The organism is Devosia sp. T2-14, assembly GCF_055397495.1.
In genome coordinates this window covers 2,079,178-2,104,351 of the sequence record NZ_AP027921.1, presented here as the reverse complement: position 1 = coordinate 2,104,351, position 25,174 = coordinate 2,079,178, and the positions used below count along the sequence as shown (strand labels likewise).

Annotated in this window: 23 protein-coding genes; 11 read left to right on the top strand and 12 right to left on the bottom strand. The window is 64.7% G+C overall.

Annotated features, from left to right (window positions below; all coding sequences use genetic code 11):
- Position 1 precedes the first annotated feature (1 nt).
- Together ACZ5WT_RS10330 and ACZ5WT_RS10325 are read right to left on the bottom strand one after the other, a co-directional pair.
- Positions 2–244, bottom strand: a complete 243-nt coding sequence (locus tag ACZ5WT_RS10330) for a DUF4170 domain-containing protein (RefSeq protein WP_464283708.1) — start codon at positions 242–244, stop codon at positions 2–4.
- Positions 237–1,100 (bottom strand): 3'(2'),5'-bisphosphate nucleotidase CysQ, encoded by an 864-nt coding sequence (locus ACZ5WT_RS10325; protein ID WP_464283707.1) that lies wholly within the window; start codon positions 1,098–1,100, stop codon positions 237–239. The genes ACZ5WT_RS10330 and ACZ5WT_RS10325 overlap by 8 nt, the downstream gene beginning before the upstream one ends.
- A gap of 267 nt (positions 1,101–1,367) precedes the next feature.
- Here ACZ5WT_RS10325 and ACZ5WT_RS10320 point away from each other — a divergent pair, with 267 nt between their 5' ends.
- On the top strand, positions 1,368–1,883 hold the full coding sequence (locus tag ACZ5WT_RS10320; RefSeq protein ID WP_464283706.1) for a DUF6101 family protein: 516 nt from the start codon (positions 1,368–1,370) through the stop codon (positions 1,881–1,883).
- A 123-nt stretch (positions 1,884–2,006) separates the two neighbouring features.
- The gene (locus ACZ5WT_RS10315; protein ID WP_464283705.1) at positions 2,007–2,801 is read left to right on the top strand and encodes a class I SAM-dependent methyltransferase; all 795 of its coding nucleotides are present in this window, start codon (positions 2,007–2,009) and stop codon (positions 2,799–2,801) included.
- Between the two features lie 3 nt (positions 2,802–2,804).
- On the opposite strand, the gene ubiA is transcribed toward ACZ5WT_RS10315, so the two are convergent.
- Positions 2,805–3,734, bottom strand: a complete 930-nt coding sequence (gene ubiA, locus ACZ5WT_RS10310; protein WP_464283704.1) for a 4-hydroxybenzoate octaprenyltransferase — start codon at positions 3,732–3,734, stop codon at positions 2,805–2,807.
- A gap of 224 nt (positions 3,735–3,958) precedes the next feature.
- Between ubiA and ACZ5WT_RS10305 the strand changes: the two genes are divergently transcribed.
- From ACZ5WT_RS10305 to ACZ5WT_RS10280, 6 genes are all read left to right on the top strand, one after another.
- A complete protein-coding gene (locus ACZ5WT_RS10305; protein ID WP_464283703.1) occupies positions 3,959–4,699 on the top strand; it encodes a 16S rRNA (uracil(1498)-N(3))-methyltransferase in 741 nt (246 codons plus the stop codon).
- Between the two features lie 72 nt (positions 4,700–4,771).
- Positions 4,772–6,142, top strand: a complete 1,371-nt coding sequence (locus tag ACZ5WT_RS10300) for a glutamate--cysteine ligase (protein ID WP_464283702.1) — start codon at positions 4,772–4,774, stop codon at positions 6,140–6,142.
- A gap of 127 nt (positions 6,143–6,269) precedes the next feature.
- Positions 6,270–7,394, top strand: coding sequence for a DUF6161 domain-containing protein (locus ACZ5WT_RS10295; protein WP_464283701.1), 1,125 nt, complete (start codon positions 6,270–6,272; stop codon positions 7,392–7,394).
- 80 nt (positions 7,395–7,474) lie between these two features.
- Positions 7,475–8,749: a phosphoribosylamine--glycine ligase gene (gene purD, locus ACZ5WT_RS10290; protein ID WP_464283700.1), complete on the top strand. Its 1,275-nt coding sequence runs from the start codon at positions 7,475–7,477 to the stop codon at positions 8,747–8,749.
- Entirely contained in the window at positions 8,730–9,764 is a 1,035-nt protein-coding gene (locus ACZ5WT_RS10285; RefSeq protein WP_464283699.1) for a patatin-like phospholipase family protein, read from the top strand. Before purD ends, ACZ5WT_RS10285 begins: the two co-directional genes overlap by 20 nt.
- A 57-nt stretch (positions 9,765–9,821) precedes the next feature.
- The gene (locus tag ACZ5WT_RS10280; protein ID WP_464283698.1) at positions 9,822–10,172 is read left to right on the top strand and encodes a DUF1801 domain-containing protein; all 351 of its coding nucleotides are present in this window, start codon (positions 9,822–9,824) and stop codon (positions 10,170–10,172) included.
- On the opposite strand, the gene ACZ5WT_RS10275 is transcribed toward ACZ5WT_RS10280, so the two are convergent.
- The gene (locus tag ACZ5WT_RS10275; RefSeq protein WP_464283697.1) at positions 10,169–10,615 is read right to left on the bottom strand and encodes a nucleoside deaminase; all 447 of its coding nucleotides are present in this window, start codon (positions 10,613–10,615) and stop codon (positions 10,169–10,171) included. The genes ACZ5WT_RS10280 and ACZ5WT_RS10275 overlap by 4 nt on opposite strands.
- Positions 10,616–10,999: 384 nt before the next feature.
- Here ACZ5WT_RS10275 and mutL point away from each other — a divergent pair, with 384 nt between their 5' ends.
- A complete protein-coding gene (gene mutL / locus ACZ5WT_RS10270) occupies positions 11,000–12,856 on the top strand; it encodes a DNA mismatch repair endonuclease MutL (protein WP_464283696.1) in 1,857 nt (618 codons plus the stop codon).
- A gap of 9 nt (positions 12,857–12,865) precedes the next feature.
- Positions 12,866–14,413, top strand: a complete 1,548-nt coding sequence (locus ACZ5WT_RS10265) for a VOC family protein (RefSeq protein ID WP_464283695.1) — start codon at positions 12,866–12,868, stop codon at positions 14,411–14,413.
- 85 nt (positions 14,414–14,498) lie between these two features.
- On the opposite strand, the gene edd is transcribed toward ACZ5WT_RS10265, so the two are convergent.
- The 4 genes from edd to ACZ5WT_RS10245 form a co-directional block, all read right to left on the bottom strand.
- Positions 14,499–16,313, bottom strand: a complete 1,815-nt coding sequence (edd, locus tag ACZ5WT_RS10260) for a phosphogluconate dehydratase (protein ID WP_464283694.1) — start codon at positions 16,311–16,313, stop codon at positions 14,499–14,501.
- A 64-nt stretch (positions 16,314–16,377) separates the two neighbouring features.
- The gene (pgl, locus tag ACZ5WT_RS10255) at positions 16,378–17,073 is read right to left on the bottom strand and encodes a 6-phosphogluconolactonase (RefSeq protein WP_464283693.1); all 696 of its coding nucleotides are present in this window, start codon (positions 17,071–17,073) and stop codon (positions 16,378–16,380) included.
- Positions 17,074–17,265: 192 nt separating this feature from the next.
- Positions 17,266–18,747 carry a glucose-6-phosphate dehydrogenase gene (zwf, locus tag ACZ5WT_RS10250; RefSeq protein ID WP_464283692.1) on the bottom strand — a complete coding sequence of 494 codons (1,482 nt, stop codon included), beginning with the start codon at positions 18,745–18,747 and terminating at the stop codon, positions 17,266–17,268.
- A gap of 27 nt (positions 18,748–18,774) precedes the next feature.
- Positions 18,775–19,713 carry a glucosamine kinase nucleotide-binding domain-containing protein gene (locus tag ACZ5WT_RS10245; protein ID WP_464283691.1) on the bottom strand — a complete coding sequence of 313 codons (939 nt, stop codon included), beginning with the start codon at positions 19,711–19,713 and terminating at the stop codon, positions 18,775–18,777.
- Positions 19,714–19,919: 206 nt separating this feature from the next.
- On the opposite strand from ACZ5WT_RS10245, the gene cobU reads away from it, so the two are divergent.
- On the top strand, positions 19,920–20,453 hold the full coding sequence (cobU, locus tag ACZ5WT_RS10240) for a bifunctional adenosylcobinamide kinase/adenosylcobinamide-phosphate guanylyltransferase (RefSeq protein WP_464283690.1): 534 nt from the start codon (positions 19,920–19,922) through the stop codon (positions 20,451–20,453).
- 1 nt (position 20,454) lies between these two features.
- Here the strand turns inward: cobU and cbiB are convergent, their stop codons facing one another.
- The 4 genes from cbiB to cobA form a co-directional block, all read right to left on the bottom strand.
- Entirely contained in the window at positions 20,455–21,417 is a 963-nt protein-coding gene (cbiB, locus tag ACZ5WT_RS10235; protein WP_464283689.1) for an adenosylcobinamide-phosphate synthase CbiB, read from the bottom strand.
- Positions 21,418–21,498: 81 nt separating this feature from the next.
- Complete coding sequence (locus tag ACZ5WT_RS10230) at positions 21,499–22,950, bottom strand: cobyric acid synthase (protein ID WP_464283688.1); 1,452 nt, start codon at positions 22,948–22,950, stop codon at positions 21,499–21,501.
- Between the two features lie 40 nt (positions 22,951–22,990).
- Positions 22,991–24,307, bottom strand: a complete 1,317-nt coding sequence (locus ACZ5WT_RS10225) for a cobyrinate a,c-diamide synthase (RefSeq protein ID WP_464283687.1) — start codon at positions 24,305–24,307, stop codon at positions 22,991–22,993.
- Complete coding sequence (cobA, locus tag ACZ5WT_RS10220) at positions 24,273–25,109, bottom strand: uroporphyrinogen-III C-methyltransferase (RefSeq protein WP_464283686.1); 837 nt, start codon at positions 25,107–25,109, stop codon at positions 24,273–24,275. The genes ACZ5WT_RS10225 and cobA overlap by 35 nt, the downstream gene beginning before the upstream one ends.
- Between the last annotated feature and the right edge of the window lie 65 nt (positions 25,110–25,174).

Sequence of the window (25,174 nt, the reverse complement as noted above, 5' to 3'; positions counted from 1 at the left end):
GTCAGCCCTTGTAGGTTTCCGGCTCGAGCAGGCGGTGCAGGTGCACGATGAAGTAGCGCGTCTGGGCGCTGTCGACGGTCATCTGGGCCTTCTGCTTCCAAACGGCATAGGCCGCGGCGTAGTTCGGATAGAGCCCGACGATGTCGACCTTGTCGAGGTCGGCGAAGGTCACGCCTTCAAGGCTCGACAATTCGCCGCCAATCACCAGATGCAGCAGCTGCTTGTTGGGATCTTCGTTAGCCATCGGTCAGGTCCGTCTGTGAGGAAAGGGAGGTTCCGGGTTCGGCATGGTCTTCCGCAGGGCAGCCATAAACCTTGATCAGCGCCGCGTGGACGAGCGGTTTTAGGCTCATGTCGCTGAGGGCTGCAAGCGCCCCGTGGCGCACATCCCGGCGGTTGAAGCGCGGAAAGCCCGTGCACACGTCGGCAAAGTGGATACCGGCCTCATCGAGGATCAGTGCAGCGGCGGCAATATCCCAGTCCTGGCTCCCGCGCCGCGCCACGGCGGCATCGAGTTCGCCCGTCGCCACCTGCACCAGCCGGTAGGCCAGCGATGGATAGGCGGGACCCCTTGTATAGTGCAGGCCCGCGGCCTGCATTTCCTGATGCACGGCGCCCGGCGCGGGGATCAGCGGAGGCGCACCGGCACGGCGGCTGCGGCGGATCGTGGCACCGTTCAGCGTCGCCCCCTCGCCCTTGGCCGCGCAATACATCTGGTCACGCACCGGCGCATAGACCACACCGGCCACTGGCACGCCGTTCTCCACCACCGCCAGCGATACGGTCCAGCTGTCTTCGCCACGCAGGAACCCTCGCGTGCCGTCGATGGGATCGACAATGAACACGCGCTCGCAGTCGAGACGGCTCGGATTGTCCGAAGTCTCTTCGCTGAGCCAGCCATAATCGGGGCGCGCATGCAGCAGCGAGGATGCCAGGTAACGATCAACGAGAATATCGGCCTCACTGACGGGCGAGGCATTCTCCTTGTTCCAGCTCTTTACATCGCGGCGAAAGAAGCCGCTGGCAATGATACCGGCTGCCACCGCGGAGGAGCGGAGCAGTTCAAGATCATCGCTATATGTCGTGGCAGGTGCTGGCATTGCCGCGCCTTTTAGGCTTGGCGCCGGTCTTGGGCAAGACCCGAGCCCGTCAGGACCCCGGCATCGACAGATGTGGCACAGTTAACAGCCCTCAAAACAGCTCGGTTAACCGGCTCCTACTCGGTGCAACGTCCCGCTAACCCTCTCGAAAAACAAGATAAACTTAACCGAACCGATTAAGGGGCCGGGTAAGGGGACGCGCTATGGTGAGCCCATAAAGAGAGCACCAAAAACCAGCTCTCGAGGTTGACAGGAAGGCGAATTTAAATGGTTCATGGTGTCGCGATGGAAGGGACTTCGGTCGTTCTCGCATTCGGCAAGCCAATGCTGGCGGAACGCCGTTTTGTGGCTGCCAACGACAATGGCCCCAAGGACCCGATCAAGACCGTGACCGTGCGGCGCGTGCTCGAACAGAGCGGCGTGGCCATCAAGATCAAGGTGCCGGTCACCGAATTCATCGGCGTTGCCGTCGCAACGCGGATTTCCGAAGAAGGCGTGCTGACCAGCTCGATCGAACTGGTGCATTCCGACTACGAACTGAACTACCGGGTGTTCGAAGAAGAAGGCAATCACAACGTTGTTGCCGAATGGCAGAACTGGGGCAAGAAGCTCCGCCTGCCGCTGTTCATCAAGGCCGGTGACGGCGCCTACATGCCCTATAGCCAGCAGGTCGATGGCGTGATGGTCGGCAACAGCGCGGCGCGCCGCAAGCTGGTCGCCGATGCCAACCGCCGCCCGCGCTTCCTCAATCGCCGCCAGCCGGGCCAGCCCGACGCGTCGTAAAGTTCCTGCACCTCCAAGCACGCTTGAAAAGGGTTGACCGGTGGTGCGGTCAACCCTTTTGGCGTTTTGGTGGTATAATCCCTGTCCGGACCGCCATTCCGGTCCGCCAGCAGGGAGGACGATATGAGCGACGCAGGCTTCGTAGGCAGTATTCCCCAGCATTACGACGCGGGCCTTGGCCCGATCATTTTTGCCGATCCGGCCGCCGACATGGCCCGCCGGGTCGGGGCTCTCAAACCGAAGCGGGTGCTCGAGACCGCAGCCGGCACCGGGATCGCCACCCGCGCGATCCGTGACGCACTGCCCCCGGACAGCCAGCTGGTCGTGACCGACCTCAACATGCCCATGCTTGATATCGCCCGGCTCCGCTTCCGCACCGAAGAGAAAATCCGCTTCGAGGCCACCGACGCCACCGCCCTCCCCTTCCAGGATGGCGCGTTCGACCTGGTCAGCTGCCAGTTCGGCGTGATGTTTTATCCCGACAAGGATCTGGGCTACCGCGAGATCAAGCGGCTGCTGCAGCCGGGCGGGCATTATCTGTTCAGCGTGTGGGACAGCCACAAATACAACGCCAATGGCCGCCTTGCCTACGAAGTGGTCGGGCGCTTTTTCGATGCCGACCCGCCGCAATTCCTGAAGGTGCCGTTTTCCTACCCGTTCGACGCCATCAAGGATTCGCTGCTCGCCGCAGGGTTCGGCGATATCTCGGTCGATGTCTGCCGGCACATCAAGCCGGTGCCGGACCCGGCCAAGCTGGCCCGCGGCATCATTTTCGGCACGCCGGTCTTCGATCAGATCCAGTCGCGTGGTGGGGTCGACCCCGAAGCCATCGTGAAGGCCCTGACCGACGCCTATGCCGCCGAATTCAAGGACGGCACCATGCTGCTGCAGTGGCTGGTGATCTCGGCGCGCGCCTGACGCCTACCAGACCCAGTCCGCCAGCAGGGCCAGGGTCATCGCGATGCCAACATAATGGTTGGCCTTGAACCGGGCGAGCGCATTGCCCGGCACTTCACGGTCGACCGTCAGGATCTGCCAGGCCAGCAGGCCCGCCGCCACCAGCGACAGCACCGCAAAGACGATTCCTGCGCCGGCAATGGTGGCCGCGGCAAGCCACAGCACATAGGCCGCCGCATAGAAGCTGCCGCAGATGAGCTTGACCTGGTCGCCGAACAGGCGCGCCGTGGACTTCACGCCGATCAGCATGTCGTCCTCGATATCCTGCAGCGCATAGATGGTGTCATAGGCGATCACCCACAGAATGGTGCCGGCATAAAGCAGCAGCGCCGGCAGCGCGAAACCGCCGGTTTGCGAGCTCCAGCCCACCAGCGCGCCGTAGGAGAAGGCGAGGCCCAAAAAGGCCTGCGGCCACCAGGTGACCCGCTTCATGAAGGGATAGATCGCCACCAGCACGAGCGAGGCAATGCCGGCCCACAGGGTAAACCGGTTGAACTGGAACAGGATGACCGAGCCCAGTAGCGCCTGCGCCACCAAAAACGCCAGTGCGTCGCGCGCCGTCACCGCGCCCGACGGAATCGGGCGCAGCCGCGTGCGCGCCACCTTCATGTCGATGTCGCGGTCGACAATGTCGTTAAAGGTGCAACCCGCGCCACGCATCAGAATGGCCCCGGCCAGCATCAGCACGCACCCCCACCAGTCAAAACCCATCGCCGGCTGCGCGACCGCCGCCAGCGCCAGGCCCCAGGCGCAGGGCCAGAACAGCAGCCAGAAGCCAATCGGCCGATCCCACCGCGCCAGTCGCGCATAAGGCTTCAGCCAGTCGGGGGCAAAACTGTCGACCCAGTTGCCCGAATGGGCGTCGGCGACGGTGTCGGGTTTAGGCTGGTTCATGCTGGCGCCTTGTCTATGCCGCGCCCTCGTGGTTCGAGGGTCGCTACGCTCCCGCCTCACCATGAGGGCCACCTTGGAAGCGGCTTCCCCGTGGCCCTCATGGTGAGGTGCGAGCCCTGATGCAGGCCTCGAACCACGCGAGTGTGGCACAAGGCATATATGTCCGGCTTGCCCCGGACGGCAGTTCAGTCCTAACTGCGGCTTTATCCTACCGCAAGACGCCCATGCCTCGCACCCATTCCGCCCTGCCCCGCCTGTTCATCGAACCCGACCTCGCCGGGGGCATGCAGCTGACCCTGGGCAAGGATCAGTCGCTTTATCTCGCCGCCGTGCTGCGCAAGACGGTGGGCGATGAGGTCGTGGTGTTCAATGGCCGCGACGGCGCCTGGCTGGCGCGGCTGGCTGCTGATTCCAAGAAATCGGTGGTGCTCGATCTGATCGAGCAGATCGCCGCCCAGACGCCGAGGTCCGACCTCTGGTACGGTTTTGCACCGCTCAAGACCGAGCGGCTGGATTATGTGATCCAGAAGGCAACCGAGATGGGCGCGGGGGTGATTCAGCCCGTCATCACCCGCTACACCCAGGTTAACCGCCTCAAGCATGATCGATTGGTGGCCAATGCGATCGAAGCGGCCGAACAATGCGAAGTGCTGAGCGTGCCGGTAGTGGAGCCCGAGATCACCCTCGACCGCCTGCTCGATTCCTGGCCCGCCGAACGCCGGCTCATCCTTGCCGATGAGGGTGCCGCCTCGGCATCGCCAGTCGAAATTCTGAATGGGCTCAAAGGGATGCCGGTCGGCGTCCTGATCGGGCCGGAGGGCGGATTTTCCGACGAGGAGCGCACGAAGCTCCGTTCCCTGCCCTATGTCGTGCCCATCAGCCTTGGTCCGCGCATCCTGCGCGCCGATACTGCGGCGGTTGCGGCGCTCGCAGTAATTCAGGCAATCATCGGTGATTGGCGATAAAACGCGATTGCTTTCGGCTTGAGCGGCGTTATGTTCCGCCAACACGAAACCCTCCTATCCCGAGGACTACCTATGGCTGGCGCCGACCCCCACTCGCCCCTGATTGAATCGCGGGCTGACCTGATCGAGGCGATGTCGCGCGGCAATAAGCCAGCCAGCCAGTGGCGCATCGGCACCGAGCACGAAAAGCACGTATTCCATACCAATCCCCTGCGGCCCGTGGCCTATGAGGGCGAGAACGGCATCCGCGCGCTGCTCGAAGGCATGGCGCGAGAAACGGGCTGGGAACCCTTCTATGACGAAGGCAATCCGATCGGGCTGCGCAACAATGCGGTAGCCGGCGGCATTTCGCTGGAGCCCGGCGGGCAATTCGAACTCTCCGGCGCGCCGCAGGATGACCTGCATGGCACCGCCGCCGAACTGGCCGAGCATATCCGCGTCGCCAAAAAGGTTGCCGCACCCCTCGATATTCATTTCCTCGGCCTCGGCGTCACGCCGATCTGGGCGGTCAAGGAAATCTGCAGCATGCCGAAGTCGCGCTACGGCATCATGACCCCCTATATGGACAAGGTCGGAACGCTGGGCACGTCGATGATGTACCGCTCGGCGACCGTGCAGGCCAATCTGGACTTTTCCAGCGAAGCCGACATGGTCAAGAAGCTGCGCGTCGCCCTGGCCCTGCAGCCCGTCGCGACGGCGCTGTTCGCCAATTCGCCTTTCTCGGAAGGCCGCGATTCCGGCTATCTCAGCTATCGCAGCCACATCTGGCTCAATACCGACGACGACCGCACCGGCATGCTGCCCTTCGCCTTCGATGAAGGCTTCGGCTTCGAACAGTATGCCGACTACGCCCTTGATGTGCCGATGTATTTCGTCATCCGCAACAATCAGTACGTCAACACGTCGGGTGAGAGCTTCCGCGCCTTCCTGCGTGGCGAACTGCCCCAGCTGCCGGGCGAAAAGCCGACCATCAAGGATTGGGAAGACCACCTCTCGACCATTTTCCCCGAAGTGCGACTCAAGCAGTTCCTCGAAATGCGCGGCGCCGATATGGGCGACGCGGCCTCCGTCGTGGCGCTCTCCGCCTTCTGGACGGGCCTGCTCTATGACGACGTCTCGCTCGAAGCGGCCTATGAGCTGATTGAACCCTGGACCAATGAGGAACGCGAAGAGATTCGCCGCGAAGTGCCGCGCCTCGGTCTGATGACCCCGCACGACCGCTCCAACCTCTATGACGTTGCCGCGCAGGCCGTCGGTATTGCCGAAGCGGGTCTGGTCCGCCGCGACCGCCGCAACGCCCAGGGCAAGGACGAAACCATCCACCTCGCCCCGCTCGAAGAAACCATCCGCCTCGCCAAGTCTCCAGCCGAACGCTGGCTCGACAAATACCGCGGCGAATGGAACGGCGACCTGACCCACATCTTCAAAGAAGCCGAGATGTAGGCGCCCACCAGCTCATCTTGAGAACTGGAGGATTGACGCCTCGTTTCGGGATGAACACATTGTTGCCAGGGACAACACCGTTGCGCCGGTGACGCCTGTCTCCCGCGAAGCGAACGCGGGGGACGGCATGACAGATTTGGCCACCATCAAAGGTATCGACGGGTACGTCTTAGAGTGCCCGGAGCAGGGCCTGCCGCGGCAGGTTTTGACCCAAGACGAGCTGCTAAAGTGGTTTGAAGCGGAAAGAACATTCTGGCTGCAGTTTGGCCAATCAAGTGGTGAGCTCGAACTTACGTACGCGGGCCAGTCGGTAGACCTAGCTCGCCTCAACCACGACCACCTCCTCAGCATCGCCCCACTCGGAAGTGCGGTTACCCGCAGAAAACTGATAGAATTTATGGTTGAGGCCCGATCATACCGGGTACTAATCGGCCAAAGCCCCTTGGGCAGCGCAATCGGGCAACTGGCAAGAAGTGATTTTGCCTCGGCTCACTACGTTGCGAGCGCTCTGTCCAAAGCGCTCGTTCGCTTCGACGACAAAAACGTACAGATGCAGATGAACCGGTATCGCGCGCTCCTGCTGACGGCCCCAGCATGGCTGACTGCCGCAGGATTGAGCGACTTACAGAGCTCAAGAGAAACGCTTGAGGAGGTCAAGCAAGAGTCGCTGGACCGGATGCAGGCGCTTGAGGAGCAGTCAGTGGCGCGGCTTGATGAGCTGAGAGGATTCCAGAACGACATGGAGGCCCGCCTTAAGTCCCTCCATGATCTCTACCACAAACAGATTCAAACCGAGGCCGCTGCAAAATACTGGGAAGACAAGAGCAATCGCTCTGCCTTCATCGGCTGGTTTTCTTTTCTGGCCTTTGGCGCGCTTGTTGCCCTTCCACTATATCTCGGGTGGAGCCATTTCAGCGACATCGAGAGCTGGCTCGTGAAACTTACAGCGGCGACCGCCGATAAATTCTCGCTTACCCCGATAGTGGCAATCTCCATTCCCTTCCTCGCCTATGGCTGGATCTTGCGGCACCTGAGCCGGGTCTTCATACAAAATCTAGCCTTGGCAGATGACGCTAGCTATCGCCGTCTCATGACTATGACGTTTCTTGGTCTCAACAAGGACCCAAACAGCGGTGTCACCGAGGCTGAACGCGCCATCATTCTGAATGCCCTGTTTCGCCCAGCTCCGCCAAATAGCACCGACGATGGACCGCCCAATGGCCTGCTGGATCTGATTAAGAGCAAGTCCTGACTTGCTTGCCTATCCCCCTCCCCCCTTGCCTCCGCCGCCCCAGTCGTGCATCACGCCACCAACAGTGACGGAGGCATTTCATGCGGGTTCTGGTGATCGGTTCGGGTGGGCGTGAACATGCCCTGGCGTGGAAAATCGCACAGTCGCCGCTGCTGACCAAGCTGTTCATTGCCCCGGGCAATGGCGGCACCGGCGCCGTGGCCGAAAACCTCGATCTCGACATCACCGACCATGCCGCCGTGATCGCCGCCTGCCAGACCCATGCGATCGACTTCGTCGTCGTGGGCCCCGATGCGCAGGTTGTGGCCGGGCTGGGCGACGATGTTCGCGCCGCTGGTTTTGATTGCTTCTGCCCCAGCAAGGCCGCCGGCCAGCTCGAAGGCTCCAAGGGCTTCACCAAGGCCCTCTGCGACGAGATGGGCATTCCCACCGCCGCCTATGGGCGCTTCGACAACGAGGCGGCGGCCCTCGCCTATCTCTATGTGCGCGGCGCGCCGATCGTCATCAAGGCCGATGGCCTGGCGGCCGGCAAGGGCGTTACCGTGGCGATGAGCGTCGAGGAGGCGGAGGCCGCCATCATCGATTGCTTTGCCGGCGCCTTTGGCGAATCGGGGGCCGAAGTGGTCATCGAGGAGTTCATGGAAGGCGAGGAGGTCAGCCTTTTCGTGCTTTGCGATGGCACCAACATCCTCCCGCTCACCACCGCGCAGGACCACAAGCGCGCCTTTGATGGCGATACCGGCCCCAATACCGGCGGAATGGGCGCCTATTCGCCCGCGCCGGTCATGACCCGCGAAATCTACGAGGAAACCCTCGAACGCGTCATCTGGCCGACGGTGCGGGGCCTGGCCGCGCGCGGCACGCCCTATCAGGGCGTGCTCTATGCCGGGCTGATGCTGACCGACGAGGGCCCCAAGCTCGTCGAATACAATGCCCGCTTCGGCGACCCCGAAACGCAGGTGCTGATGATGCGCATGGAAAGCGACCTGCTGCCGGTGCTGCATGCCACCGCCAAGGGAGCGCTGGCCGGTCATGACGTGACCTGGAAGGATCAGTTCGCGCTCACCGTCATCATGGCCACCAAGGGCTATCCGGGCGCCTACGGCAAGGGCAGCGAGATCCGCGGCGCCGAGGGCATCGACGACGATACGATTGTTGTGTTCCACGCGGGAACGCGCCGCGATGGTGAACGTTTAGTTGCTGCCGGTGGACGGGTTCTCAATGTCACCGCGCTTGGCACTGACCTTTCCGAGGCGCAGAAGCGTGCTTACGCAGGCGTGGACAAGATTGATTGGCCCGAGGGCTTCTGCCGCCGTGACATCGGCTGGCGAGAACTTGCCCGCACGCAGGCCTGAACCCTTCCTAAACCTGCCCGGCCTATTCTTCCGCAAGACCGTCTTTGACAAGACGCCGCCGAAACGTCCGCTGACCCCGCTGCAATTGCGCGGCAAGGCCACGGCCGCAAGGCTGCGTGGCCAGGGCAGGGAGCGGGGTGAGATGGGCACTTTGTCTGGACCACGGATTGGTGTTGCGCTGGGCGGCGGCTCGGCCCGCGGCCTCACGCATATTCCCTATATCGAGGCGATGGACGAGCTGGGCCTGCGCCCCTCGGTGATTTCGGGCACCTCCATCGGCGCGCTGATCGGCGCCGGCTGGGCGGCCGGCATGAGCGGCAAGGAATTGCGCGAGCATTCCTATCAGGTGCTGGGCACCATGCGCATCATCGCCACCAAGCTTTGGTCGACCCAGATCCGCGGCATTGGCGGCATCCTCAAGAACGGCATTTCGATGCAGCTGGACGCCACCAGCATTGTCGATGCCTTCACGCCGCAGAATTTCCCGATCGAATTCAAGGACCTCAAGGTGCCGCTCTATGTGGTGGCGACCGATTTCCAGTCCTGGCACCAGGTGGTGTTCAATGCTGGCCTGCTGCGCCCGGCCATTGCCGGATCGATCGCCATTCCGAGCCTGTTCAAGCCGGTGCATTACGCCAGCCACATCCTGGTGGATGGCGGCGTGGTCAATCCGCTGCCGCTCGATCAGGCCGATATCGACACCGATTTCCTGATCGGCATCGACGTCAATGGCGACCCCTCCGAGGGCATAACCAAGACCGATCACAAGGCGCTCGATATCTGGTTCGGCTCGGCCCAGATCATGATGCACTCGCTCACCGCCCACATGATGGCCGCCTACCCGCCCGATATCTATATCCGCCCCCATGTGGCGGCGATCGGGGCGCTGGAATTCTGGCGGGTGCGTGAGATCGTGGCGCATGCCGAGCAAGAGAAGGAACGCTTCAAACGCATCCTGGACCAGAAAATCGAAGACTATATCCAGGGCAAGGTGCCGGTTTTCGGCAGTGAATAGCTAGCCAAGGCGCTACGGCAATGGCAGACAACCCCATCTATTGGGGACACTGCCGACATGCGCGATCCGAAAATTGCCGACCTGCTCGACGCCATTGGCAGCGCCAACCCCACCAATCATGCCGTGGTGCTGACCCTGCGCGCGCTGGTCGCCGCCACCGCGCCCGATGCGGATGAGGTGGTCAAATATGGCGGCCTGCTTTATTCGACCACGCGGCCCTTTTGCGGGATTTTCGCCGCCGCCAATCACGTCACGCTGGAATTCAGTCGCGGGGCCGAGCTGACCGATGCGGCGGGCCTCTTGCTGGGCAAGGGTCAGTTTCGGCGCCATATGCACTTCACGACGCCCGAAGCGGTCGATGCGGCCGTGGTGGGCCCCTATGTCGCCGAGGCGCTGGCGCGGGCCTAGTCCCGCAACGCCTTGAAGAAGTCGCGCAGCATGGCTTCCGAGCGCGAGGCGCCGACACCCCCGATCACCTCGGGCGCATGGTGGCAGGTGGGCTGGTCGAACAGCCGCACGCCGTTTTCCACCGCCCCGGCCTTGATGTCCTCGGCCGCGAAATACACCCGGCGCAGCCGCGTATGGGCAATCGCCCCGGCGCACATGGCGCAGGGCTCCAGCGTTACATAGAGATCGCAGCCATCGAGCCGCCCGGTGCCGCGCTTTGCCAGCGCGGCGCGAATGGCCAGCATTTCGGCATGCGCCGTGGGGTCGCCCAGCGCCTTCATGCGATTGCGCTCAGCCGCCAGCACCACGTCCCCCTCCATCACCACGGCGCCCACCGGCGCCTCCCCAAGGCGAGCGGCTTCCTCGGCGAGCGACAGGGCGAGTTCCATGGGGGATTGGGTCATGGGCGAGATGTAGCTGGTTCGGTCCCCGCCACTCAAGCCCCCCAAGTCCGAACACCATCAGTCGTCTCCCTCCCCCTTTGTGGGGTCTGCTTTTTCGCCGCGGGCGAAAAAGCTTGGGATCAAGGGTGGGGGTCGGAGAGCCCCAATATGGCGGCTCCCAGCCCCCACCTAGCCTCCCCCTGAAGAAGGGGGAGGGACAGATCACGCAATAGGGCACCTTCGCGCCCCACCCACCAGCCAGATTTCTCCCCCTTCAGGGGGAGGCTAGGTGGGGGTCCTTCCACCCCACGCAAAAGCTTAGGTGGGGGTACTCCCACCCCCGCACAAATCCGGTTCGGAAACTCCTCCGCCCTGCCCTATATTAGCTGCCTAGGAGAATCGCCCTTGCCCATCCGTCAGCTGCCCGAAGACCTGATCAACCGCATCGCCGCCGGCGAGGTGGTCGAGCGCCCTGCCAGTGTGGTCAAGGAGCTGGTGGAAAACTCCATCGATGCCGGCGCCAGCCGCATCGTCGTCACCACCGCTGCCGGTGGAAAAAGCCTGATCCGCATCGAGGATGACGGGCACGGCATGGACCACGCCGATCTGGTGCTATCGGTCGAACGGCACGCCACCTCCAAGCTCAGCGAAGATCATCTCGACGATATCCGCTCGCTGGGCTTCCGCGGTGAAGCCCTGGCCTCGATCGGCTCGGTGGCCGAGCTCAGCGTCTCCTCGCGCCCGGCCGCAGCCGAAAGCGGGCTGCGGGTCGAGGTGAAGGCCGGCGTCAAATCGGGGCCCATGCCGCTGGCGATGAACCGGGGCACGGTCATCGAGGTGAAGAACCTCTTCGCCAATGTCCCTGCCCGCCTCAAATTCCTCAAGACCGATCGGGCCGAAACCGGCGCCATCACCGACGTGATCAAGCGCCTCGCCATGGCCAATCCGTCGATCCACTTCGTGCTCAATGGCAGCGACCGCACCCCGTCCAACTGGCCTGCCGTCACCGGCACCGGCGCGCTCGAAGCCCGGCTGGGCCAGGTGATCGGCGACGACTTCACCCAGAATGCGGTGCGCCTGGCCCATACCCGCCACGGCGTCGTCGTCGCGGGCCTCGCGGGCCTGCCGACCTATACGCGCGCCAATTCGCTGAGCCAGTTCTATTTCGTCAACGGCCGCTCGGTGAAGGACAAGGTGCTGGTGGGCGCCGTCCGCGCCGCCTATGCCGACTATACGTTCCGCGACCGCTTCCCGGTGGTGGCGCTCTATATCGCCATCGACCCGGCAGAAGTGGACGTCAACGTACATCCGGCCAAAGCCGAATTACGCTTCCGCGATGCGGGCGCGGTGCGCAGCGCGGTGATCCGCGCCATCGGCGAAGCGCTGGCCGCAGCCGGATTCAAGGCTTCGACCAGCGTTGCCGACGACATTCTGGGCGCCTTCCAGGCACCCGAGCATCGCGCGACACCAGTCGGGGAAGCCCCCAGCGCCAGCTATGGCACCAGCTACGGCTATGCCCGCTCCATGCCGCCGGTGAGTGGCTATGAGCGCGTCTCGGGCTATGGCGCCAGCAATCCCTATTCGTCCAGCTATGCCCCGCCCGCCTCGCAGCAGGGCATCGATGGCCTCAACGAACCCAGTGGCCGCGTCGAGGCCGAAGTCGCCCCTCCCCTCATGGAATTTCCCCTGGGCACGGCGCGCGCCCAGATGTTCGACAATTACATCATCGCCCAGAATGGCGAGGGACTGCTGCTGGTCGATCAGCACGCGGCCCATGAGCGGCTGGTCTATGAGCGTTTCAAGGCGCAGCTGGCCTCCGGTCCCGTTGCCAGCCAGGCCCAGCTCATCCCCATGGTCATCGAAATGCCCGAGGAAGACTGCGCCCGTCTCGAAGACGTCGCTGGCGACCTCGAACAGTTCGGGCTCTATCTCGAACGCTTCGGCCCCCGCGCCATTGCGGTGCGCGAAACCCCGGCTTTGCTGGGCACCTCCGATATCGAGGGGCTTGTCCGCGACGTGGCCGATGGCCTTGCCGAATGGGACAGTTCCACCGCCGTTGCCGACCGCATGGATGAGATCATCGCCCGCATGGCCTGCCACGGCTCGGTGCGGTCGGGCCGGCGCTTGCGCGTCGACGAAATGAACGCGCTGCTGCGCGACATGGAGGCCACGCCCCATTCGGGCCAGTGCATCCACGGACGGCCGACCTATGTCGAGCTGAAGAAAAAAGACATCGAGCGGCTGTTCGGCCGCAGCCGGTAAGGAGAGACTATGACCAGCGGCATTCACCACATCACGGCCATTACCGGCAATGTTCAGGCCAATGTGGACTTCTATGTCGGCTTCCTCGGCCTGCGGCTGGTCAAGCGCACCGGGGGCTACGAGGACCCCAAGCAATTGCATCTGTTCTATGGCGATCAGGTGGGCTCACCCGGCTCGCTGCTGACCTTTCTCGTCTGGGAAGGCGGCTCGCAAGGGCGGGTCGGCGAAGGCATGGTCAGCGAGATCGGCCTCGCCATTTCGCCCACCAGCATCGGCTACTGGCTGGAGCGCGCGCTGCGCCATCAGGTCAAGGTCGAGGGCACGGCCCAGGAATTCGGCGAGACGGTGCTCAAACTGCGCGATCCCGATGGCGTCCTGCTCAAACTCACCGGCGTCGCCCTGCCGCCGCTGGAGCCAGTTACCGGCAGCGACGTGCCGCAAGAGCACGCCATCAGCCGCATTCGCGGGGCGACCCTGCTCACCACCCAGCCCGAGCAGACCAGCGCCTTCGTGCAGCGCTATTTCGGCTATTCCCCTTCGGGTCGCGAAGGCACGATCGAGCGGCTGGTATCGGGGTCAGGCGATATCGTCGACGTGCGCGACGCCACCGGCTTCTGGAGCAGCGCGCCGGGCGTGGGGATGATGGATCACCTGTCGTTCCGCGCGCGCGATGGCGAAGAAGTGCGCGCCGTCGAGGCCGAGCTCGCCAAGCGCAATTCCAGCCTCACCAATATCCACGACCGCAGTTACTTCACCTCGCTCTATGTGCGCGAGCCCGGCGGCATTCTGATCGAAATGGCCAGCGACGGCCCCGGCTTCACCCTCGACGAGCCAGTGGAAACGCTGGGCACCGCCCTCTTCGTGCCGCCCGATGCCGCCCTTGACGCCGAGGACATCAAGGCGCTGCTGCCCCAGTACGGCCTACCGGGCGAAGAGCGCGTCATGTATCGAGACCTTCATTTCACCCACCGCTTCCAGACGCCTGAGCAGCCGGACGGCACGACCCTGGTGCTGATGCATGGCACGGGCGGCAACGAGACCGACCTGATGCCGCTCGGCCGCCGCGCCGCCCCAAATGCAACCCTGCTCGGCCTACGCGGCCGTGCCACCGAGGATGGCGTGCAGCGCTGGTTCCGCGGCATCGCCCCGATGCTGTTCGATCAAAAGGATATCCGCTTCGAAGCGGGCGCGTTGGAGGCGTTTCTCGAAGAAGCCCAAACCGCCTATCGCCTCGCTCCCGAAAAGATGGTGGGCCTGGGCTATTCCAACGGCGCCAACCTGCTGGCCGCCATGCTGATGCTCCACCCCGCCGTGCTGCGCAAGGCGGTGCTGCTGCGCCCCGTCATGGTGCTCGACAGCCTCCCCGAGACCGATCTCACCGGCATGTCCGTGCTCATCGTCGTCGGCGAAACCGACACCTATCGCCCCAAGGGCGAAGCCCTGGCCGAAACCCTGCGCGGGCTCGGGGCCGAGGTGGCGGTCGAGGTCTCCCCCACCGGCCATACCCTGGGCGATCAGGACCCGGTCATCATCGGCCAGTGGCTCGCGGCGCAGTAACCCTGCGCCCTGGTGGCATAAGCCGTCCCCCGCCACCGGCCCCTCCCTCCCCCTTTGTGGGGAGGGAGGGGCCGATAAGTCAGCCCTACTGGAACACACTCGCACCGCGGTCCGCGACGCCCACCAGGCTGCGGAACCCGGCGAACAGTTCGCGGCCCATGCCATAGTGCTGGCTGCGCAGGTCTTCGGTCGCTGGCGTGCGCGAGAAGAATTCCTTTTCGTCGCCGAGGAAGGTCAGCGTGCCTTCATTGGCGTCGAGACGGATCATGTCCCCGTCGCGGATCTTGGAGATCGGGCCGCCGTCGATGGCCTCCGGCGTCATGTGGATGGCGGCGGGCACCTTGCCCGATGCGCCGGACATGCGGCCGTCGGTCAGCAGCGCCACCTTGAAGCCGCGATCCTGCAAAATCCCCAGCGAGGGGGTCAGCTTGTGCAGCTCTGGCATGCCCAGCGCCTTGGGGCCCGAGAAGCGCACCACGGCAATCATGTCGCCAGTCAGCTCGCCCGCCTTGAACGCGGCCTGCAGGCCTTCCTGGCCATGGAACACCCGTGCCGGGGCCTCGATGACGCGGTGCTCGGGCTTGACGGCCGAGACCTTGATCACCGAGCGTCCGAGATTGCCGCTGAGCAGCTTGAGGCCGCCGGTCGGCTGGAACGGCGCCTTGGTCGAGGTCAGCACCTTGGGCAGCGCCGATTCAGCGGGCGCGGCCTCGAAGGCCAGCTTGTCGTCGATCAGCTTGGCTTCCACGGTATAGCCCGAGAGGCCATCGCCCCAGACGGTCTTGACGTCCTCGTGCAGGTGGCCGCTTTCGAGCAGTTCCTTGATCAGGAAGCCCATGCCGCCGGCGGCGTGGAAGTGGTTCACGTCGGCCACGCCATTGGGATAGACGCGGGCCAGCAGCGGGGTCGCGTCGCTGAGGTCGCTCATGTCGTCCCAGGTCACCTGCAGGCCGGCGGCGGCCGCGATGGCGATCAGGTGCATGGTGTGGTTGGTCGAGCCGCCCGTGGCGTGCAGGCCAACCAGCCCGTTGACGATGGCCTTTTCATCGATGATGTGGCCGACCGGGGTGTAGTTGTTGCCCAGCGCCGTCAGCGAGAGCGCGCGGACCGTGGCTTCGCGGGTCAGCGCATCGCGCAGCGGCGTGCCAGGATTGACGAAGCTCGCGCCCGGCAGGTGCAGGCCCATGATCTCCATCAGCATCTGGTTGGAGTTGGCCGTGCCGTAGAAGGTGCAGGTGCCCGCCGAATGGTAGGACTTGCTCTCGGCTTCCAGCAGCTCGGCGCGGCCGACCTTGCCCTCCATATAGAGCTGGCGAACCTTGCTCTTCTCGTCATTGGGCAGGCCCGATGGCATGGGGCCCGCCGGCACGAACACCGCTGGCAGGTGGCCAAAGGTCAGCGCGCCGATCAGCAGGCCGGGCACGATCTTGTCGCAGATGCCCAGATAGACGGCGGCATCGAACATGTTGTGGCTGAGCGCGATGGCGGTCGACATGGCGATCACGTCGCGGCTGAACAGGCTCAGGTCCATGCCGGGCTGGCCCTGGGTCACGCCATCGCACATGGCCGGAACGCCGCCCGCCACCTGTGCCGTGGCGCCGATCTCGCGGGCCGCCTGCTTGATGATATCGGGATAGAATTGATAGGGCTGATGGGCGCTCAGCATGTCGTTGTAGCTGGTGACGATGCCCAGGTTCAGCGACTTACTGCCAGCCAACTGCGCCTTTTCGGCCGGCGAGCAGGCAGCAAAGGCGTGGGCAAGGTTGCCACAGGACAGCACGGCACGATTGACGCCGGCCTCGCGGGCGGCATCAACGCGGCTCAGGTACTCACGGCGACTGTCGCGGCTACGCGCGGCGATACGATCAGTGACATCCTGGATGGCCTGACGAACAGACATTTCGAGCTCCTTAGTAGCGGAGCCCTTCGTGGCCTAAGCGGTCAATTTGGGATCGCGAAGGGGACTATGGGCACCAGTAAACGTTGACGGCATGGCCAGAGCGCAAGACAGCGCGAACCGGCATGTCCTCGACGGGACCGTCAGCAAGCGCGATGTCTAGAACGATAGCCTTTTCCTCGCCTTCGATATGAAGGTACAGCCCATCCGTGTTGAGGAGACGCGGAAGGGTAAAGGTGATGCGCGGCTCGCCCGCACCGGGCGCCCGGATCGAAACAGTCGGGCCGGCCGCGGTCAGCGCCTCGTCGAGCGTGTCGCCGCCCGGGAAAAACGAGGCCGTGTGGCCGTCATTGCCCATGCCAAGGATTACGGCTGCAAAGCGCTCAGGCAGTTGGGCCAGCATTGCATTAGTGCGCGCCACGCCTTCGGCATCGGGTTCGGCGCCGCCCGAGTAGAGCGGAAAGAAGCGTGCCGTGGCCGCCGGGCCCTGCAGCATGCGTTCGTTGACCAGCAGCGCATTGGAGCGGTCGCTGGTTTCGTCGACCCAGCGTTCGTCAACCAGCGTCACGATGACCTTGGACCAGTCGATGTCCTTGGTCTTGCCCAGCGCCTGGAAGAACCGGCCTGGCGTCGAGCCGCCGCTGACCGCGATGGCCGCCGTGCCGGTTTCGGCGATCGCCGCGCGAATGCGATCGGCAACGGCCTCAGCCAATTCCTTGGCCAGGGTCGGCTTGTCAGCAAAAGTGCGGCGTTCGATCGTCATGCTTCTGGTCACTTTCCTACGTCAGGCACGGTATCCGGCCTCTGTCGCCCCTCGCCCCAAAGGCTGAGGGACGGTGCGAGGGGTGAGCTGCCGAACCTGCAGCATGGCACCCCTTTCTCGTCCTGTCGCCGCCCATCTCCACAAAGGGGGAGAGGTAAACTGCCGCGCCCCCTGCAGGGCGCGACGGTTCGGCTAGATGTCGTCTTCGTGCCAGGTGCGGCCGTCGCGCTCGATCAGCGCAATGGCGCCGCTCGGGCCCCAGGTGCCGGCCACATAGGCCTGCGGCGGCTCGCTCGAACGGTCCCAGGCCTGGCGGATCGGGTCGATCCACTTCCAGGCTGCTTCCAGTTCGTCGCGGCGCATGAACAGCGTCTGACTGCCCCGCACCACGTCCATCAGCAGGCGCTCATAGGCTTCGGGCGTCCGTTCGCTAAACGTCTGGGCGAACGAGAGGTTCAGCGGCACTTCGCGCAGGCGCATGCCGCCCGGGCCCGGATCCTTGATCATCATCATCAGCTTAACGCCTTCGTCGGGCTGCAGGCGGATGATCAGCTTGTTGGCCTTGGGCGCGCCTTCGGCATGGTCGAAGATCGAGTGCGGAATCGGCTTGAACTGGATGCAGATTTCCGAAGCCCGCTGCGCCATGCGCTTGCCTGTGCGGAAATAGAAGGGCACGCCGGCCCAGCGCCAGTTTTCGACCTCGGCCTTGAGCGCCACGAAGGTCTCGGTGCGGCTGCCCTTCTTGTCGTCGGGCAGTTCGTCCTGATAGCCGGCCACCGAGGTGGTTTCGGACTTCACGCCCTTGTACTGGCCGCGCACGGTGTTGCGCGAGACTTCGCCATTGGTGATCGGCTTGAGGGCGCGCAGCACCTTGAGCTTTTCGTCGCGCAGGGCGTCGGCATCGTCGCTGGCGGGCGGCTCCATCGCCACAAGGCAGAGCAGCTGCAGCATGTGGTTCTGGATCATGTCGCGCAGGGCGCCGGATTCGTCGTAATAGCCGCGCGTGCCCGCACCCACCGATTCAGCAACGGTCAGCTGCACGTGGTCGATATGGGCCGAGTTCCAGATGGGCTCGAACAGCGTATTGGCAAAGCGCAGCGCCAGCAGATTCTGCACCGTCTCTTTGCCGAGATAGTGGTCGATGCGGTAGACCTGATCTTCCTTGAAGATCTTGGCCACGCCGTCATTGATCTCCATCGAAGAGGCCAGGTCATGCCCGAGCGGCTTCTCGATGACCACGCGCGCGTCGCGGCGATAGAGCTTGTTCTTTTCCAGATATTCGGCAATCGGCTCGAACAGGTCGGGCGCCACCGCCAGGTAGAAGGCGCGCACGATCTTGGGGTCTTCGCGCAGCGCCTTGCCGAGGTCGCCGGTGTTTTCCGGATTGCTGACGTCGACGGGCACGTAGGAGAAGATCCCGACGAAGCGGTCGATGACCGCCGCGTCCTGATATTCCTTTTCCACGAAAGCGGTGATCGCCTCGCGGGCCGCCTTCTGGAAATCGGCGTCGCTCAGCTTGGAGCGCGAAGCGCCGATGATGCGGCTGCTCTCGTCGAACTGGCCGTCCTTGAACCGATGGTACAGGGCCGGGATCAGCTTACGCTTGGTCAGGTCGCCCGTGGCGCCGAACACCACATAGTCGAAAGGCTGGACGGGAATGATACGGCTGGACACGGGGGCAAGTCCCTATTTGAAGCGAGGTCAGACGGTTTGGTTCTGTTTGGCGAGAATGACCGCGCCATGCAACGGCTCATACGCTGGCAAGGTAACAAAATTACCATAGCGCTGCTGCAGGATCGGAAACAGCCGCTGGCCGAAGCCACCGACAATGGCCATCACCTTGGCATCATGCGCCTTGAACCAGCGGACATAGGTGTCGATCGAGTCCATCTGGATGTCGATCATTTTCTGGGCGACGGGATCGCCCTTCTCGAAATATTCGAACAGCAGCGGCATCATCTTGCCGTATTCGGCGGGCGCGCGGCCGATCAGGGCATCGTCGCACCCTTCCGAGCCATCGTTGCTGATGATCTTGACGTCGAGTTCGACGGCAAAGGACCAGGTCATCACCGCCTGGTTGCTGCCACCAAGCGCGGCCGTCACCGCATCGGTCAGGGGCGAACCCTCGACAAGCCCATCTTCGGCTTCCACGGCGTAGCGCACCAGTTCGCGTCCCAGAATGGCGCCCGACATCTGGTCGCCGATCGGGAAGCCCCAGCCGCCCGCCTGATAGCGCTTGCCGTCGACGATCGACATGGCCGCCGAGCCGGTGCCCACGATGATCACGCCGCCTTCCTGGCCATCCAGCGCCCCGGCATGGGCAATGTCGATGTCGTCATAGACGGTGACGCTGGCAAAGGGCCATTTGCGCGCGGCGAAATCGGCGCGGGCCGTGTCCATGCGGCCGCCGGCCATGCCGAAGCAGGCATGCGTATTGGCGGTTTCGGCATAGTCGATGCCAGCTGCCTTGAACACGTCGCGCGTGCCGTCCAGGATCGCCTTGTAGGCGGGGTCGCCGCCGTCAATCTGCAGATTGGAGCGACCGTTCTTGACCTCGGCGAGCGTCTTCAGGTTCTCGTCGGCCAAGCGGACGCGGCAATTGGTGCCGCCGCCATCAACGCCAAGAAAGTACTTGGGCACGCGGTTCATCTCCGTAGATTGGACGGATTCCAGGGTGTTTCGGCGCGGACCATAAAGCCAAAGATGTTTATACGAAAGTAGGATAAGCCACAAAAATCACGGCCCGCTGCAACCGCTAGAATGGCATGCAATTGCAGGCGGCGGAACTGGTTCGGAGCGCGCCTCATTTGGCGCTATAGTCGCGAACCCCTACACGGAGCAATACAATGGCAAGACACGCGCTGGTTCTGGGCGGAGCACGCTCGGGCAAGACGGCTTTTTCCGAGCGGCTGGCCATTCGCGGCGGCACGAGTCCGGCCTATCTGGCCACCGCCGAGGCGCTGGATGGCGAAATGCGCGATCGCGTCGCCAGCCACCAGGCCATGCGCGGCACCCGTTTCACCACCGTCGAGGAGCCGCTGAATGTGCCCAAGGCGCTGCTCACCATCGCGGTCAACCACGACGTCATCCTCGTCGACTGCCTGACCCTTTGGATCACCAACCTGCTGATGAACAATGACGACGTCTCGAGCGCGGTCAGCGAGCTTTCGGCCACCCTGGTCGGGCTGCGGGATACCAAGGTGGTTCTCGTCAGTAATGAGGTGGGCCAGGGCATCGTGCCGGACAATGCCATGGCCCGCACCTTCCGCGACCTCGCCGGTTCGGCCCACCAGCGCCTCGCCGAGGTCTGCGACGACGTCTACTTCATCGTCGCCGGCCTGCCGATCACCCTGAAGGGCGAAGCCCCCGCCTTGCCCTAGCCTAAGCCAGGAACGACAGCACCGCGAGCACGGCACTCACGCCCAGCAGCACATTGAGCGTCGAGCGGTACAGCACCAGCGCCCGCAGGATATCGCTGCCCACCAGGTCCTTCTTGCCCTCGCCGAAGGTCGGCAGATCAACCACTTCGCCATCATAGCTGCGCGGGCCGCCCAGCGCGAAGCCGAGCGCCCCGGCAAAGGCCGCTTCCGGCCAGCCCGAATTGGGCGAGGCATGCTTTTTCGCATCGCGCCGCGCCATGGCCCAGGCCTTGCTCGGGCTGGCATGCGCCGTGATGAAGCAGGCCATGGTGACCAGCACCGCCGTCAGGCGCGCCGGGATCCAGTTGACCACGTCATCGAGCTTGGCCGCCGCCCAGCCATAGTCGCGATACCGCTCGTTCATGTGCCCGATCATGGAATCGGCGGTGTTGATGGCCTTGTAGAGCGCGATGCCCGGCAGGCCGAGCAGCACCAGCCAGAACCACGGCGCCACCACGCCATCGGACGTGCTTTCGGCCAGCGTTTCGATGGCCGCGCGTGACACCCCAGCCTCGTCCAGCGCCTGCGGATCGCGCCCGACGATATGGCTGACCGCTTCGCGCCCGTCGGCCAGTGAAATGCGCAGCGCATCGGCCACCGCCTGCACGGCGCGGCCCAGTTCCCTCTGCGCGAGGAAGGGCGTCGCGACCAGGATTTCGAGCACAAAGCCAAACGGCATGCCGCGCAGCACGAACTGCACCAGCCCCGCCGCCAAAGCTGTCACCAGCAACAGCAGCCCCAGCGTTACCATGCCCGCCTCGCGGCGCTGGCGCGGCGTGCGCTCGCGCTTGTCGACGCGCGTTTCAAGCCAGGCGATCGCTCGCCCGAACCAGATCACCGGATGCCCGATGGTTTCGGTCAGCCGCTGCGGATAGCCGATCCACCGTTCAAGCAGCAGGGCCAGCGGGGCAACGAAAGGGGTCATGGCGAATTCCTGTTTCGGCTGGCACCACTACGTCATTCCCGCGCAGGCGGGAATCCCCCGGCCGATTGAAAACGCGCAACCCTAACCTGCTAGCGCCAGCAGCGCGTCAATATCCAGATGCCGCTCCAGATGCGCCGCCAGCGCGTCCAGCGTTGCCTCAATCCCCGCCTCGTAATCGAGATCGGCGCTCGCCGCCTGCCCGAGATAGGCCCGCCGAAACCCATCGGCGGCAAACAGCCCGTGCAGGTACGTGCCCTCCACACGCCCATTGGCGCTCACTGCGCCCTCAGGCTCGGCCCCCACCTGCGCAAAGGCCCGCCCCCGGTCGGGCCCTGAGGTCTCGCCCATATGCATGTGATAGCCCGAAATCGCCTGCCCCGATCCGGCATGCGTCGCCGCCTCGACGCGCAATTGCTTGACCGGCGTCAGCACCGTCTCCACGTCGAGCAGCCCCAGCCCCTCGCTCGTCCCAGGCGCCCCTTCGATGCCATCGGGGTCGGCAATGCTGCGCCCCAGCATCTGGTAGCCGCCGCAAATGCCCATCACCCGCCCTCCGGCCCGGTGATGGGCGGCAATATCCACGTCCCAGCCATTGGCCCGCAAAGCCGCCAAATCCCCCCGCGTGGCCTTCGAGCCCGGCAGGATGATGAGATCGGCATCGCGCGGCAGCGCCTGCCCCGGCTCGACCAGCACCACGCTGACGCCGGGCTCGGCCCGTAAGGGATCAAGATCGTCGAAATTGGCGATGCGCGGCAGGCGCGGCACCGCAATGGTGAAGGCCCCACCCGGCCGCGCCGCAAAATCCTCCAGCGCCAACACGTCCTCGGCGGGCAGCCGCGCCGCACCGGCAAACCACGGCACCGGGCCGAGGCACGGCACCCCGGTGCGCTGGCTGATAAAGCTGACACCCTCGGCAAACAGCGCCGGGTCGCCCTGGAATTTGTTGATCAGGCTCGCCCCGATCAGCGCCGCATCTTCGGGGGCGATCACGGCAAAGGTCCCCACGATCGAGGCGATAACGCCGCCGCGATTGATATCGCCCACCAGCACCACCGGCACGCCGGCCGCCTGGGCAAAGCCGAAATTGGCGAGGTCATTGGCCCGCAGATTGACCTCCGAGGCGCTCCCTGCCCCTTCGACCAGCACGATATCGGCATCGGCAGCCAGCTCGTGAAAAGCCGCCAGCACTTCGGGCATCAGCTTGCCGCGTTCTGTCCAATATTGCCGCGCCGACATCGACGCCCGCCGTTCTCCGCGCACCACCACCTGCGAACCCGTTTCCTGCTCGGGCTTGAGCAGCACCGGGTTCATGGCGGTGATGGGATCGCGCCGCGCCGCCCGCGCCTGCAGCGCCTGCGCCCGGCCGATCTCGCCACCATCAGCGGTCACCGCGGCATTGTTGCTCATATTCTGAGGCTTGAACGGAGCCACCCTGAGCCCCCGATTGGCCAGCGCGCGGCACAGCCCCGCCACCAGCAGGGACTTGCCGACATCAGACCCGGTGCCCATGAACATCAAGGATTTAGCTGGCATATTCAGGCCTCATCGTCCGCGTCCACCCACCGGGCACCCTCTATGCCGCATCCACCACATGCGCGTAAGACCCCATCACCCGCCCGATCACCGCGCCCATCGGCGGCAGGGCATCACCGCGCGCATCAGTCGCCGCGAATAGCGGGGTCAGCCGCGATTGCTTGGCCGACGAATAGTGGAATTCATGGCCCTTGAGATGCCCCGGCCAGGGCAGGTCGCCCGATTGCACCAGCTTGCGATAGCCCAGGGTCCGCTTGGGCCGGTCGATACGCGTCGTCACGGGCAGCAGGCCCGCCATGGCGTGGCCTTGCCCCGCCTTGTCGACCAGCGTCTCCCCCAGCACCATGAAGCCGCCGCACTCGCCATAAAGCAGCGCTCCGCGATCCCGCGCCTCGGCCAGCCCCGCCTTGAAGCGGGCGGCATCGGCCAGTGTCGCGCCATGCAATTCAGGATAGCCCCCGGGCAGGAAAACTGCGTCGCTTGCCGTATCCGGCGCCTCATTGGCCAGCGGCGAGAAAAAGCTCAGCTCCGCCCCCATGGCCCGCCAGCCATCGAGCAGATGCGGATAGACAAAGGCAAAGGCCGAATCGCGTGCAATGGCGATGCGCTGCCCCAAAGGCGCCAGCGGCGCGGGCGACGACGGCGCATCGGGCAATGTCCCGGCCAGCGCCTGCAGCCGCGCGAGGTCGACATAATTGCCCACCGCCTCTGCCGCCAGATCGAGAAAACCCTCAAAGGCACTGACTTCATCGGGCAGCACCAGTCCCAGATGCCGCTCGGGCAGCCCCAGCGCAGCATCGCGCGGAATGGCCCCGAGACAGGGAATGCCCGTCGCCGCCAAGGCCTCGACCAGCATGGTCTCGTGCTTCATCGACGCCACCCGATTGAGGATGACACCCGCCACGCGCACGCCGGGCCGCCAGTTGGCAAAGCCCGCCACCAGCGGCGCCACCGACTGGCTTTGCCGCTCGGCATCGACCACCAGCACCACCGGCAATTCCAGCAGTTCAGCGAGGTCGCCGGTGGAACCCATATTGTCGGCCGCACCGTCAAACAGCCCCATCACGCCTTCGATCAGCAGCAGATCGGCCCCGGTTGCCTGCGTCTCCGCCAGCGCCTTGAGCCGCGCCGGGCTCATCGACCAGGGGTCGAGATTGACCGCGTCGCGCAAAGCCGCCCGGCCGAGAAAGGCCGGGTCGATATAATCCGGCCCGGTCTTGGCCGGTGCCACCACCACGCCTCGCCGCCGCAAAGCCGCCAGCAGCCCCAGCGTGATCACCGTCTTGCCCGACCCCGACCGCGGGGCGGCAATCACCAGCCCCTTAGCCAAAGACGTGCCTCCGGGCCTCGCCCACATACCAGTCCAGCGTTTCCCGATAAGCGCTGACCGGTCCCAGCACCACGATGGCCGGCGTCGGAATATCGGTCAGCGTCGGGGCCACTTCGAGCGTGGTTTCAAGCACCGACTGCAGCGGCGTTGCGGCATGGGAAACAATCGCCACCCGGTCCGTCCCCGCTCGCCCCGCCGCCATCAGCCGCGCCGAGATCGAGCCCAGATGCTTGACCGCCATGAACATCACGATAACAGGCGCGGCATTGGCCACCGCCTGCCAGTCGACGCCCTGCGGCACCGCCCCGCTTTCATCATGCCCGGTGAGGAAGATCACCGCCTGGTTGGTGTCACGATGAGTGATCGGCACCCCCGCATAGGCCAGCCCGCCCAGCCCGGACGAAATGCCCGGCACGATGCGGAAAGAAATCCCCGCTGCCGCGAGAGCCCCCGCTTCCTCGCCGCCCCGTCCGAACATGAAGGGATCGCCCCCCTTGAGGCGCAGCACGCGCTTGCCCTGCTGCGCCAGCTCGATCAGCTGCAGCGAAATATCGGCCTGCTTGGGCGATGGTTTGCCGCCGCGCTTGCCGGCAAACAGTTTCGTCGCCCGGCGCGGCGCCAAGGCCAGCAGCTCCGGCGACACCAGCGCATCGTGCACGATCACATCGGCCTGCCCCAGCCCGTGATAGGCCAGCAGCGACACCAGTCCCGGCCCCCCCGGCCCAGCACCGACCAGCCAGACCGTGCCGGGTTCCAGCACGGGGAAATCGGCACTATCAAGCGCGGCGAAATGGCCCTTGCGACGCGGGCGGCGGATCCAGTCAAACATCAGTATGGCCATCCCTCTCGCAGTGCGGGAGAATGGGCGCTTCGGCGGCCGGGCACAGAGGACAT